Source organism: Sphingomonas sp. NFX23, assembly GCF_049887795.1.
In the GTDB taxonomy this organism is placed as follows: domain Bacteria; phylum Pseudomonadota; class Alphaproteobacteria; order Sphingomonadales; family Sphingomonadaceae; genus Sphingomonas.
Window position 1 is genome coordinate 454,359 of record NZ_JAGEKH010000004.1, and the last position, 13,307, is coordinate 467,665.

General features: G+C 65.4%; 11 protein-coding genes. 4 read left to right on the forward strand and 7 right to left on the reverse strand.

Annotated features, from left to right (window positions below; all coding sequences use genetic code 11):
• The first annotated feature begins 67 nt into the window (after positions 1-67).
• Both J4O76_RS12985 and J4O76_RS12990 read left to right on the forward strand, forming a co-directional pair.
• Positions 68-1,303, forward strand: a complete 1,236-nt coding sequence (locus J4O76_RS12985; RefSeq protein ID WP_426282258.1) for a hypothetical protein — start codon at positions 68-70, stop codon at positions 1,301-1,303.
• A 64-nt stretch (positions 1,304-1,367) separates the two neighbouring features.
• On the forward strand, positions 1,368-2,288 hold the full coding sequence (locus J4O76_RS12990; protein WP_426282259.1) for a glucosamine inositolphosphorylceramide transferase family protein: 921 nt from the start codon (positions 1,368-1,370) through the stop codon (positions 2,286-2,288).
• Here the strand turns inward: J4O76_RS12990 and J4O76_RS12995 are convergent.
• The 3 genes from J4O76_RS12995 to J4O76_RS13005 form a co-directional block, all read right to left on the reverse strand.
• Positions 2,260-3,342 carry a glycosyltransferase gene (locus J4O76_RS12995; RefSeq protein ID WP_426282261.1) on the reverse strand — a complete coding sequence of 361 codons (1,083 nt, stop codon included), beginning with the start codon at positions 3,340-3,342 and terminating at the stop codon, positions 2,260-2,262. The genes J4O76_RS12990 and J4O76_RS12995 overlap by 29 nt on opposite strands.
• Positions 3,339-4,421 carry a glycosyltransferase gene (locus J4O76_RS13000; RefSeq protein WP_426282263.1) on the reverse strand — a complete coding sequence of 361 codons (1,083 nt, stop codon included), beginning with the start codon at positions 4,419-4,421 and terminating at the stop codon, positions 3,339-3,341. The genes J4O76_RS12995 and J4O76_RS13000 overlap by 4 nt, the downstream gene beginning before the upstream one ends.
• An 82-nt stretch (positions 4,422-4,503) precedes the next feature.
• Entirely contained in the window at positions 4,504-5,307 is an 804-nt protein-coding gene (locus J4O76_RS13005; RefSeq protein ID WP_426282265.1) for a SirB1 family protein, read from the reverse strand.
• 107 nt (positions 5,308-5,414) lie between these two features.
• On the opposite strand from J4O76_RS13005, the gene J4O76_RS13010 reads away from it, so the two are divergent.
• Entirely contained in the window at positions 5,415-5,999 is a 585-nt protein-coding gene (locus tag J4O76_RS13010) for a glutathione S-transferase family protein (RefSeq protein ID WP_426282266.1), read from the forward strand.
• 253 nt (positions 6,000-6,252) lie between these two features.
• Entirely contained in the window at positions 6,253-8,214 is a 1,962-nt protein-coding gene (locus J4O76_RS13015) for a putative bifunctional diguanylate cyclase/phosphodiesterase (RefSeq protein ID WP_426282267.1), read from the forward strand.
• An 8-nt stretch (positions 8,215-8,222) separates the two neighbouring features.
• Here J4O76_RS13015 and J4O76_RS13020 read toward each other — a convergent pair whose 3' ends face one another.
• From J4O76_RS13020 to J4O76_RS13035, 4 genes are all read right to left on the reverse strand, one after another.
• Positions 8,223-9,065, reverse strand: a complete 843-nt coding sequence (locus tag J4O76_RS13020; protein ID WP_426282447.1) for a crotonase/enoyl-CoA hydratase family protein — start codon at positions 9,063-9,065, stop codon at positions 8,223-8,225.
• Positions 9,066-9,261: 196 nt separating this feature from the next.
• Positions 9,262-11,610 carry a TonB-dependent receptor gene (locus J4O76_RS13025; RefSeq protein ID WP_426282269.1) on the reverse strand — a complete coding sequence of 783 codons (2,349 nt, stop codon included), beginning with the start codon at positions 11,608-11,610 and terminating at the stop codon, positions 9,262-9,264.
• Entirely contained in the window at positions 11,525-12,523 is a 999-nt protein-coding gene (locus J4O76_RS13030; RefSeq protein ID WP_426282271.1) for a FecR family protein, read from the reverse strand. Before J4O76_RS13030 ends, J4O76_RS13025 begins: the two co-directional genes overlap by 86 nt.
• 140 nt (positions 12,524-12,663) lie before the next feature.
• On the reverse strand, positions 12,664-13,200 hold the full coding sequence (locus tag J4O76_RS13035; protein WP_426282448.1) for an RNA polymerase sigma factor: 537 nt from the start codon (positions 13,198-13,200) through the stop codon (positions 12,664-12,666).
• Between the last annotated feature and the right edge of the window lie 107 nt (positions 13,201-13,307).

Below are 13,307 nucleotides of genomic sequence, written 5' to 3' on the forward strand. Positions count from 1 at the left end.
TCCGCGCGATTGGCCAGATGACAAAATATTTAGTGAGGATGACCGGTGCCGGGAACGTCTACCGGCCATGAAGATCGGTTTTCTGTTCAATCACGACCAGGTTCATCAGGTCGCGCACGCCCTTCCAACCGCGCTGGCGATGGCGGAGGGCTATCCCGACGCGGAGATCGTCGTCGCGACCACCAACGCACGGCTGACCGATGAAGTGCGACGGCTGTGCGCGCGGCTCGGCGTTACCGTCCCCTTGGTCGAACTGGGCCTGCGTCGTGCATCGACGCGTGCGCTGTCCGGCGCGCTCGAATGGGCGCTGCCGGTGACCAAGATCGGCATCTATCGCGACAACCTCGATTTCTTCCGGTCGCTCGACGCGCTGGTCGTCGCCGAGAAGACGTCGCTGCTGCTCAAGACGCGCTATGGCCTCGACGATCTCAAGATCATCCATACGCGGCACGGTGCGGGCGACCGGGCGATCGGCTTCAACAAGCACAGCGCGACGTTCGATCACGTCCTTGTCTCGGGCAGCAAGATCCGCCAGCGCCTGCACCGCGAGGCCGGGGTGCCGTTCAACAAGATGAGCCTGATCGGCTATCCCAAGTTCGACCTTATGCCGGAGCCTGCGCCGCGCCTACCGTTCCAGGCGAACGGAAAGCCGACGGTGCTCTACAACCCGCACCCGTCGCCGCATCTGTCGTCCTGGTATGCGCAGGGCCGCGCGGTGCTCGAGCATTTCCTGCACGACGACCGCTACAATCTGATCTTCGCGCCGCACGTCATGCTGTTCCACCGCAAGTTCGTGCTGACGATCGACAAGTTCCGGGTCGACCGTGCCGGCGTGATCGAGCAGCGGTTTCTCGATGCGCCGAACATCCATGTCGATCTCGGATCGGCCGCATCGACCGACATGACCTATACCGCGGCGGCGGACATCTATCTCGGCGACGTCAGCAGCCAGGTGTACGAATTCCTCCACACGCCGCGCCCGTGCCTGTTCCTCAACGCGCATGCGACGGCGTGGGACGGCGATGCGAACTATGCGCACTGGCAGGCGGGCGAAGTCGTCACCGGCACCGACGACCTTGGCGCCGCGCTCGACCGCGCGGTGGCACAGCACGACCGCTATCGTCCGGTCCAACGCGCGCTGTTCCAGCGGAGCTTCGAACTGACCGCGGAACGCTCAGCCGTCCGTGCGGCGCGGGCGGTGATGAGCGTGCTCGGCGATACCGTCCCGGCAGTGCTGCCCGAGCGCGAACTGGAGACGGCAACCGGACTGCAGGGCGGACTGCAGGGGTTGCGCGTAGCCTAATCCGCCGCGAGAAGGCCCGCGCGGCGCCCCTGTCGGACGCGGCGTTTGGGATCGATCGACCACAGTGGCTCTACGCAAGGATATCTGGCGCCCCGCGATCGTGATGGCGACCGCCGAGGCGATCGTCGCGCGCGGCTCGATCGAGGGGTTCCCCCTGATGTGGCTGCCGCCGATGGGCAGCTTCCAGTTTCTCGCGGATCCGTTCGGGCTATGGCGCGATGGGCGGCTGTACGTGTTCGTCGAGACCTATGATTACCGCGTCCGGATCGGCGCGATCGAGGTGCTGGTCTATGACGCCGACTTCCGCCTGGTCGATCGCCAGCCGGTGCTGAACGAGCCCTGGCATTTGTCCTACCCGCTGGTGTTCGAGGCGGAAGGCGAGACGTGGATGCTGCCCGAAGCGCATCGCTCGAACCGGCTGACGCTGTACCGCGCGGTTGATTTCCCGACCCAGTGGGAGCCAGTGCATGTCATCGAACTCGATCATGTCGCGGTCGATGCGACGCCGGTGTTCCATGACGGGCGGTGGTGGCTGTTCTACACCTCGGCCGACCGCGAGCCGGACAAGATGAGCGCGCTGCACGTGGCCTATGCGGACCGGTTGGCGGGACCGTGGACGCCGCACCCGATGAACCCTGTGCGGGTCGATGTCGCAAGCGCGCGACCAGGCGGGATGCCGCTGGTGATCGATGGACGGATCGTTCTACCGGTGCAGGATTGCAGCTGGACCTATGGTGGCGCGATCCGGCCGCTGACGATGACGCTTTTGACGCCTGATCGGTTCGAGGCCGAGGTGGGCGACGCGCTCGTCCCGCCGGCCTCTTCCGCGCCGTTCGTCGAGGGGTTTCATACGCTGTCGGCGGCAGGGCCGGTGACGCTGGTCGATATGAAGCGCACCGAATTGTCGCTTCACGGGCTCTCGATCGAGGCGATCCGAGAGGTCAAGAAACTGCGTCCTAAAAGGCGCGCATCCGATCGAGGATAGCTAGACCGGTCGCGGCGAACCGCTCGGGCCCGAACGTCGCGAGAACGCGCGCGCGACCCGCCTGCCCCATCGTCGCCAGCTGTGTCGGCTCGGCCAACGCTCGCGACAACGCGGCGGCGAGCGCCACCGGATCGCCCGGTGGGACCGTGGAGCCGGTCTCGCCTTCGACGATGCTGCCGGGAAGTTCGCCGACCGCCGAAGCGATCACCGGGAGCCCTGCCTGCATCGCCTCGTGCGCGGCGACGCACAGGCCTTCCGAGCGCGATGGCTGCACGTAGAGATGGCAGCTTGCCAGGAATGCCGCAGGGTCAGCTACATAGCCCGCGAACCTCAGCGTCTTGATACCGAGCGCGACCGCGCGAGCTTCGAGAGCGTCCCGTTCTGCGCCGTCTCCCGCGATCACCATCTCGTACGGCGTCGACGTGTCTAGCAATGCCAACGCCTCGACCAGTACGTCGTAGCCCTTCACGCGGTGGAGGCGGCCGAGGCTGCCGATCCGGATCGGCTGGCCCGGTTGCCACGGCGTCGCCTGAAGCGCTTCTGGATCCGCGCGGAAGATCGACCATTGGACGAGCCGCTCGGGGGGGACGTGGAGACGTTCCGCGGTCAGTCGCGTCACCGCGGTGGAGTCGCCGACCCACAGTCGCGACAGGCGCTGCATCGCGCGCAGCAAGATGCGGTTGGCCGGCTTGAGGAACGCAGCGTGCTGCCAGCTGACGACCGGCCACCCGCGTCGGACCCCGACGATCTGGCCGAGCAGGGTCGCGCGGGTAAGGGAGGTCCAGAGATGCGTCGGCGCCCAGTCCTTCAGGATCGCGTCGAGCCAGCGGAGTGCGGCCGCGTGATCGGTCTCGCCGCCATCGCGGACATGCACGTCCAGCCCGGCGGCTCGCATCGCGGTCTCGCCGCGACGGTCGCGTGCGGTCAGCGCGAACACTGCGACCTCGGCACCGCCGTCGCGCAGCACGCCGAGCACCGCGGGCACGGGGGACGCAGCGCCGCCGCCCTCGACCGAGTTGATCACATAGGCGATCCGCATCGGGCGTATGCTCACGCGCGCAACTCTGCAAACAGATCGAGGTACGCAGCCGCAGCCGCGCCGATCCGATGATGCGCGACCAACGCCGCCAGTGCCTCCGGATCGGGCGGAGACTGCGCGAGCGTTGCCGCGATCGCGCGAGCCAAGGCGTCGCTGTCGTTCAGTGGCACGACCCTGCCCGCGCCCGGCGCATCGAGCAGTCGTGTTGCCGGCGTACAGTCGGTCGCGACCACCGGCCGCCCCGCTGCCAGAGCCTCGACCAGGACCGCCGGATATCCTTCGAAATCGGACGCCAACACGAACAGCCGGGCCGCGTCGAGCCAGGGCCGGATATCCGTAACATACCCAACAAGCTCCACCCGATCGGCAAGTCCCAGCGTCTCGCGCTGCCGGCGCAACGCATCTGCCTCCGGGCCGTCCCCGACTATGACAAGCCGTGCGGCGCCTTTCGGCAGTTTCGCAAAGGCTTCGATCAACCGCGCGAACCCCTTCTCGGGGACCAGTCGTCCGGCAGCGAGCACGATCGGCGGTTGCGTTTCGGGGATCGGCACAGGCGGTGCGGCGTCGTCGCTCAGCGCGGGCAACGCAATCGTCGTCGTCACGGGACGGCGGAGGATCCGGTCCGCCTGATCACGCGCGACGTCCGACAGCGCGACCACGGCCTGCACTTTGCGAAGAAGGTGTCGCATCCGAACCTCGAACGCCCATTGCCGCAGCCGACCGCGCTGCGGCTTGTCGAGCGCTGCACTGACCTGCGCGACCACAGGGATGCCCGATCCGGCCAGCGCGGCGGCGACCGGCCAATGGAAATTACCGGGAATGAAGACGCCGTCGAACCGTCGCTGCTCGACGAACGCGCGCGCGGCCTGCGCCAACCGCCTGCGTGAGGCCGATCCACGCGGGATCGGAGGCTCGGCAACGACGATCTCGACCGCTTCGCCGGCCAACGCCCGAAGCGGCCCGGCATCCGAACCGGCAAAGATGGTGACTTGGACACCCCGCTTCGCCCAAGCCTCGGCCAGACGCACGGCAACGCGTTCGGTGCCGCCCAGCGCGAAATCGTGAAGGACGATGAGGATCGACAGCGCGGCCATGACCGCGCGGTTAGCGCCGACAGCGCGCCGACGCCAAGCTTTGTTAGGTCGGGACCCGGTGCCCCGACACGAAAGTGGAGAGCTAGGTTGGAGGCAGAGACCCCAGCGTATCCGTCACGCGCCGTCGCAAATCGGGATCGCGGGTGATCTCCAGCATCGCGCTCAAGCTGCCCCGCGCGGCCGTTACGTCGCCGTCGACCAGTTCCAGCCGCGCGCGCTCCCACCAGGCGTGTCCATAAGCGGGCGCCATCAAGGTCATCCGCGCGTACAGTTCCAGCGCGCGTCGGCCATGCCCCGCCTGCTCGGCGCGCGTCGCCTGATTCAGCAACAGCCGCACCAGGATTGCGCGGTTCGGCATCGTCGCGATATGGGACACGGCTTCGGCAGGTCCGGTGCTGGACGCGAGTACCAAAGCGGCCAGCGTCTCGCGATCGACGCGCATTCCGCCCCGAAACGGATTGACGATGACGGGTGCCGCTTCGGCCCCCACCATCACCAATACGTGCCCGGGAACATCGAGCGCGTCGGCCGTCCATCCGATCCGGCGTGCCGCACCCACGTAGAGAATGGACAGGCTTACCGGAAGGCCACGGCGCCGGTCGATGACACGGATCAGGTCGGCGTTGGCGGGGTCGTCATAGGTCTCGCGGTCGCCGACGAAGCCGAACTCCTCGCCTAGCACTTCCGACAGGACATCGGCACGCTCTTCCGCGGTACCGGCGCCTCGGCCGACCGTCTCGAGACGTGTCGCCACGGCGTCGATCAGAGCGCGATAGGGTGTCGGATCGGTGTCCGGATGATCGAGCAGTGCCAGTGACAATGCGGCCTCATCGAGAATGATGTCGTCCTCGTCGAGGAGACCGAGGCGGATCAAATTGTCGTTCATCGACCGGAGATGGGTGCGCGCGGCGATGCTGCAATAGCGGGGATGGGGTGACGGTCGCAGCTATCGGCGTGCTGGCGCGTTCAGGAAGATCAACGCGGAGACCATCGATGAAGCTCTATTATTCCCCCGGCGCTTGCAGCCTCGCAGATCACATCGCGCTGCACGAAGCCGGGCTTTCGTTCGAACACGAGAAGGTCGATCTCAAGGCCAAGCGGACCGAGAGCGGCACCGACTATGCGACGATCAACCCGAAGGGATACGTCCCTGCCCTCACCCTGGACTCGGGCGAGACGGTGACGGAGAACATCGCCATCCTCGACTGGATTGCGCATCAGGACAGTGCCCTGAAACCAAGCGGAGCGATGGGGCACACCCACCTGCTCATGGCGCTCGCCTTCATCTCGACCGAGATCCACAAGAGCTTCAAGCCGTTCTTCTCCGGCGGTAGCGACGAGGAGAAGGCGAAAGCCAGCGAGACGATCGTAAAGCGGATGGGCTATCTCGCCGATACGATCGAGGGCGACTATCTGTTTGGCGACACGGTTAGCGTGGCGGACTGCTACCTGTTCGTGATGCTGTTGTGGGCGGCGAAGAACCAGATCGACGTGCCGGCGCCACTGGAAGCGTTCCGGGAACGGATGAAAGCGCGTCCGGCAGTCCAGACGGCAATGCAGCATGAGGGGCTGATCTGATGTGGTTGGACGTCAAGGGTCGCTGTCCGAACCAGTCGTTCGACTTCACTCGGGGTCGGTGACCCTTGTCGCCATTGGCATACCGATCTGACGCATACGCGGAGCGCACTAACGATCGGCTCGACCCCGCGTGTTCTGCAGACGCGCAGGGTCTTCATCACGGTGTCTTCGACATCCCTGACTCAAGTACTGAACGGTGGCAAATCTCGCTTCATTCGTTTCTTTTAAATCTTCGACGTCCATGGACGATTGAATGAGTGGCTTAATCTCTCGTCTCAGACAGCTACGGCATTCTGACCAGGCGATCGCCGCGTCGGTTCGTGCCACCCTGCTGGAGTCGCTATACGCATCCCCGCAATCGCTGATCATCGGCGCGATTACCAGCAGCGGTATCACGGGCATCGTCGCCTACGTCAGTGGCAATCGATGGCTGGTCGTCTGCGCCTTGGCGATCGCGCTGGTTGCGGGAATACGAATGATCGACGCGCTGAAGCGACCGGGTCGGGCCGCCCGCACGAGATCATCGAAAAACAGCTGGGCGGCTCGGCAAGAATTTATCTATCGGTCGGGCGCGCTGGTGTATTCGGCCCTGCTCGGCACATTCGGGCTTTTGACGCTCGTCCATAGCGACGACGGCGTCCTTCAGTTGCTCGCGGTGACGACGACGATCGGATACGCTGCAGGGATTGCGGGTCGCAACGCTGGACGGCCTTGGATAGCGCTGTCCCAATTATGCTTCGCCTCGCTGCCCCTGACCGTCGGGCTGGTCGTTTCGATGCAGCCGCTGAAAATGGCACTGGCTGCGGTGATCGTTCTGTTCGTCGTCGCGATGATGGACATCACCCTGCAGACTTATGGCGTCATCCTGAAGGCAACGCTGGTATCCCGCGAGAAGGCGGCGCTCGCCGAACATCATGCTGCCGTCGCCCGCCGCGACGACCTGACCGGCGTCGCCAACCGGACGGCGTTCCGCGAACAGTTCGAGTCGCGGTTGCAGGCTTTAAGTCACGGCGACCGACGCCTCGCCATCTTCTGGATCGATCTGGACCGGTTCAAAGAGATCAACGACTCGTTCGGGCATTTGGCCGGCAATGCGCTGCTGGCAGGGGTGGCACAGCGGCTCAACACCGAATTCGGCGCAACCGGGATCGTAGCCCGGTTGGGTGGCGACGAGTTCGCGGTGATCTGCGACGTCGTCTCGCAAACAGAAGCCGTCGCGAAGGGCGAGCGGATCATCGCGCTCGTCGAGCAACCGGTCCATCACGACGGTCGCGCGTTGTGCGTCGGGGCATCGCTTGGAATCGCGGTCGCACCATCCGACGGCATCGACGCGGACACGTTGTTGAAGAATGCCGATCTCGCTTTGTACCGCGCAAAGGAAAGCGGCCGTGGCCAGATGCGGTTCTATGAGCCGCTGATGGACGAGAAGATCGAACGGACGCGCGATCTGGGCGCCGAGATGCAGGGTGCGCTGAAGCGTGGCGAGTTCCATCTCATGTTCCAGCCGATCTTCGACCTGACCGGCCAGCGCATATTGTCTTGCGAGACGCTGCTGCGTTGGACCAACCGCCGTTACGGCGCGATTTCGCCCGCCGAGTTCATACCGATCGCCGAGGAGAATGGGTTGATCGTCGTGATCGGCGACTGGGTTATCCGGGAAGCGTGCCGGACCGCCAGCGACTGGCCTAAGGACGTGACCGTCGCCGTCAACTTGTCACCGATCCAGCTGCGATCGGCGAACATGCCGACCGTCATCATGAGCGCGCTGGCCGCCAGTGGCCTGGCAGCGGACCGCCTTGAGCTGGAGGTGACAGAATCAGTCCTTCTCGAGGATATCGATGCGTCGCTGGCGGCGCTGGACGCGATCAACCGCCTTGATGTCCGGACCACGCTCGATGATTTCGGGACGGGATATTCCTCGCTCAGCTACCTGACCAAGTTCCCCTTCCAGACTTTGAAGATCGACCGATCGTTCATCACGGACCTCGAGCAGAGCCCGGCATCGGTTGCGATCGTCCAGACCGTGATCGAACTGGCAGCCAAGCTGGGCATGCATACGGTGGCCGAAGGGGTCGAGACGCAGGCGCAACTCGAACAGTTGCGCCGTACCCGCTGCGATGCGGTGCAGGGTTTTCTGCTGGCACATCCTATGCCGGCAAGCATGGTCATGACGATGCTTGCCGGCAAAGACGTCAAGGCGTTGGGCCGCGCCTGAACGGGACGCTACGCTGCCTTGTCCAACAGCCTTGTCTGCGCACCAACAAGGCGGCGCATCAACTTGAGGTCCGCCTCGCTAAGCCTGAGCGCGGCATCCGCCCATAGATCCACGACCGCCTGCAGCTCGACGAGCGGCAGCGGATTGACCGACCGCGACGCCTCGTAGATCGCGCAGTGGCCGCTATGTCGCCGACGGTTTTGACGAATGTAGCGCTCGACTTCGGCACGGCCCATGCCGGGATCGGCGAGCGCGTGGACGATGCCGAGCTCGTACAGCTCTTCGGCGGTGTACGACCGGCCGCTCAGGATCATCTGTTCCGCCCGCGCCGCGCCCAGGCGCCGGGACAGGAAGCAATGCGCCCCCATGCCGGGAAAGAGACCGAAATTGGTTTCGGGCAGGCCGAAATGCGTGCCGCGTTCGGCGATCACGACGTTGAACGACAATAGTGCCTCGAACCCACCCCCCAGCGCATCGCCTTCCACCAATCCGATCGTGATGATCGGTTGATCGAGGCTCAGCATGTTGCGGTGCAGGATATGGACACATGCGCGGCCATAGCGGACGAGTGCCTCCCGATCGCCGTTGCGGATGTGCGCCGAGAAGAGATCGAGGTCACCGCCCAGGGAAAATACGCCGGGAAAACGAGATCCGAGGACGACATACCGGATCGGCATGGTAGCCGACGACCGTGCGGCTGCTATGTCGTTCTGCCACTGAGTGAACTCGGCGAGCAAATTAGGGTTGAAGCTCGGCCGGCTGCGTTGGCGCATGTAGGTCCAGAGGGTTTCGAGTTCGGCGTCGAAATGCGTTTCCAGATCGACGAACTCGAACGGGCGCCGGCTGGGCACCGCGCTCAAGGAATGAATTGAGGCCTCGTGAAGCTCTTGGTGCCTTTCGGAGGGTATGGAGGGGGAATATTCGAAGGTCATTGCGACGTCCTTTTTTACAGGCAGCGATCTGCTGCGCGAAAAGGTTACGTCGGAATCCGAAATCCAAGCTGCGATTCGGTCGGCAATTGCGGTGGTTGGTCGTGCTTTCGAGACTTCACAGCCCGATCGTGGCGCGCAGGGTTATGGTCCTCGGCCGGATGGGAACGGTCTGCGTGCTCGTGGCTAGCGTGAACGGATTGCCGAAGCCAAAACTGTTGCCGCGGCTGTCGAGCAGGTTGTCGACGGCGATCGACCAGTGCCACGGCCCGCGGTCGATCGTCGCGCCGGCGTCGATCGTCGCGTAGTTCCCCGCCGGGCGATCCAGCAAGGGATCGAAGCTAAGTCGCGTGCGACCGGTATAACGCGCGACACCGTAAACCGAGGCGGGCGAGCCGAACGCGACGAGGGTTCGCGATGCCGTCAGTCGAGACGATATGTCGGGAACGACCGGCAGGCGCCGATCGTCGCGATCGAGGCCAGTGTTCGACGACGGCGACGTTAGGCGGGCGCGTTGCAGCGTGGTCCCGAAATCGATCGTGATCGGGGACAGGTTCAGGACGCCGCCTAGCTCCAGGCCGTAATTGACCGCATTGCCTGCATCGACCGTACCGAGAAGTCCGTCGGGTCCAACCGTATCGCTGCGCAGATGCTGCCACGTCGAACCGAACACGGCACCGTGGAAGGCCAGCCGGTCACGTGCGACGCGGATGCGCCAGCCAAGCTCTAGGCTCTGGAGTTCGTCGCCGGGAATCCGGAGATTGTTCGGATCGGCGGTTCGACTGATCCCCGCAGGCCTTACCGCGCTGGCATAGCGCAGCCAGACCAAGCCGAGATCGTCGCGATGCCAGCTGAGCGTCCCGCTGGGGGTAACGCCGATGCGGTTGGCGCGAACGTGGCCGGGTGCCTGTTGTTCGAGATGGCTCGACGTCGAGAAGGCCCGCAGCCCGAGCTTGAAATCGAGCGCGTTCGAGAGGCGTTGCGTACCCTCGGTGAATACGGCGAGGTCCGTGACGTCCTCCTCGTCGCGTCGCGCGTCGATGGTGTCGTCGCCGACCGACGTGAAGCGCCCCTTCAGAAGACTGGTCGAATGCAGGATGGTCGCACCGATGATCCAGGGATGGCGCGCGGTCGGGTCACTCAGCCGGACCTCCTGCGACAGCAACCGCGCGGAGCGATCCTCGATATACGCGACCGGCGATGCCACGCCGAGCAACGATGCCAGGATGCTCGCATCATAGGTGCTGCCGAACTCCTGGTCGACATAGGCCGTCGTGGCCTGCGCCTCGAGTTTGCCGATCGGCCCCCGCACCGTCAGCGCCCCGGATGTGAAGTCGTTGTCCTGCGGCTCGGCGATCCGCGTGGCGCGCGACAGGCCAATGGTCGCATATTGGCTGTCGCGCGCGTCGATGCGTTGGGCGACCCCGCTCAGGGTGGCCGACCACCCCTCGCCGATCGACCAGCGCAGAGCGGCACGGCCGCCGACCCGCCGCGTGCGGTTTACGTCGCGCCGGTCGCGCCCGGTATCATCGATCCAGCCGGGCATCGTCTCGGCCCAAGCTGATGTTCGTAGCGCGACCGTCCCGGTGACGATCGGCAGGTTGAGCATCCCCTCGACCGCGCCACCGACCGCACCGTTGTTGATCCCCGTTCCCTCGACCGCGACGCCGCCCGCGAGCCGATCCAGGTCCGGCGCGGCGGTTACGACACGAACGACCCCGCCAAGTGCACCGGTGCCGTAGAGTGTACCCTGCGGTCCGCGCAAGATCTCGATCCGGTCCACATCGACGAGCCGCAGGTCGGGATCGGGTGACGAATAGCCGATCCGCGCATCGTCCAGATACAGGCTGACGAGCGACTGGCTGGTGCCGTTGAACGCGCTGTCGGCAACCCCGCGGAGAAAAATCCGGTCACGGCCCGGGCCCAGGTTCGTAGAGAATGCCCCGTCGGTCGTCGCCATGACGTCCGTCAGTCCACGCCGTCCCGCCAGCCGTCCCGAGGTAGGTGCACCGACGATACTGATCGAGGCGGGAAGATCGGACAGCCGTTCGTCGCGCTTGCTGGCGATGACGACGATATCGCCGCTCACCAGCGTCCCCGCGGCGTCACCGCGCCGCGCCGGCTCGCGCGGTCGTTTTGCCGGAATGACCTCGATCCGCCACGTGGTCGCATCGACCTGCACCGCGCGCAGCCGGCTGCCGGCCAACATGCGGCGCACGGCCTGCGCGACGTTGGCAGAATGGTCGACCCGCTTGACGACGAGATCCGGCAACCCGCCCGCCATCCCGATCGAGATCCCGGTCTGGCTTGCAAGCGACTCGAGCGCAGACCGTAAAGGTCCCGCAGGGATCGTGATCGAACGCCTGGTCGGGGGAGCGCGTTCAGCGTCCGCCGGCGGCACCCAGATGCACGACGCCAGCAACCCGACGAACGCGTATCGGCAGCACTGCCTGCAGCTGATCGACAAGCCGCGATCCGTCACCAATCGTCAACACCCCGGAAAAACGCAGGTTCGCCGCCGAAGGATCGACGGTCAACGGGCTTTCCGCATACCGCGCGATATCCGCCACAACCAGTGACAATGGTGCGCCGTCATAGTCGAGGCGGCCGTCGGTCCAGTCGGACACGCGCGCAGGATCGACCTTCCGCCGTTCGGCAATCTGTTTGTCCGGCGTGATATCCAGGCTCTGGCCCGCGTGCAGCGTCGTTGCGTCGGACGGCGTGCCCCCGACGGGCGTGACGCTGACCATACCCTCGGCAACGGTGACGGCGACACGTCCACGCGCACTCACGACATCGAACGTTGTGCCGAGATCGCGTACCTCGTAGCCGCCCGCGCGAACCATCAGGACGCGCGAAGGATCGTGCCGGACGGCAAAGTTCGCCGCGCCTTGTGCGATCTCGATCACCGGACTGCCGCCGCCGCTGACGGACACGCGAGAGCCGCGATCGATCTGCATGCGACTGCCATCGGCAAGCGTCACCGACCGAGTTTCGCTGCGACCCGTCTCATAGGCCTGCGCCGCGTCGTCGCCCGACGGCGCGACCAATATGAACGCCAGCCCTGCGGCAAGCGCTCCACTGGAACCGAGCGCCGCCCACTGCCACCGGCGACCGCGCGCTGCTGCACGGGGTACGACGTCTTGGTCGGCGATGTCCGCATGGTCGTCGTTTGCCGGCAGGCGTGCGGCGATCGCCGGTGCGGCAGCGACGAACTCAGCATCGAGACTCGCGATCGAATCATAGGCATTGCGATGGGCCGGGTCGGCCGCCAGCCACTCGCCAAACCGGTCCCAGTCCATATCCGGCGCGTCGAGCCGCGAATGCCATGTCGCAGCGGCTTCGACCGCGCTATCCGTCGCAGCGTGCGTGTCAGTCATGCGTCCCCCTTTCCGGCGGATGCCCCCCGCCTGCGTCAGGATCGACGCGACCCGCGCCAATCCTGCAAACCTCTCCCGACGAATATCGGACTGCTTGATAGACGCCGCGGCGCGGATCGAACCGCACCCCTCCCCCTAAATCATTCATCCAAGGCCTTTCTCAGATGTCGTAGGGCGACGGCGATGTGTTTTTCGACAGCGCTTCGCGAGATGCCGAGTTCGGTGGCGATGTCGGCATGGGACACGCCGTCTATACGGTGGCGACGAAAGACGCGCATCGCTCCCTCGGGGGGGCCGGACAGCGCAGCGGCCAGCCGATCGAACCGCTCGCGGCTGGCGACCGCGTCGAATGCGGAGGGCGCATCGTCGACCGCCTCCACCCCGACGATCGACGTCGTCGCGTCGACATAGCCAATGTCGCGACGCTGACGACGGCCATTCGCACGGACACGGTCGAGCACGATGTTCATGCCGACGCGGTGCAGATACGCTAGCGGATTGGCGATCGGTCCCGTTGCCTGTGCCAGCGACGGCTGCGCCGTGTGTAGCCAGATTTCCTGCACGACGTCCTCGGCCTCCGCGACGCTGCCCGTCCGCGCCGTGAAGAACCGTACAAGCCGGCCACGGTTCGCGGCGAGTACGGCGGACAGGCCTTCGGACTGGTGCGAGGAAAGTATTGTATCGGGGTCGGCTACGGCATTCCTCCGAGGCTCATCGTCGCTGGAAGAGCGTCTTGCTCCTGCCCGTCCGGGATGTCGCCCTGAAAAATAAGACCGTCGGCGTC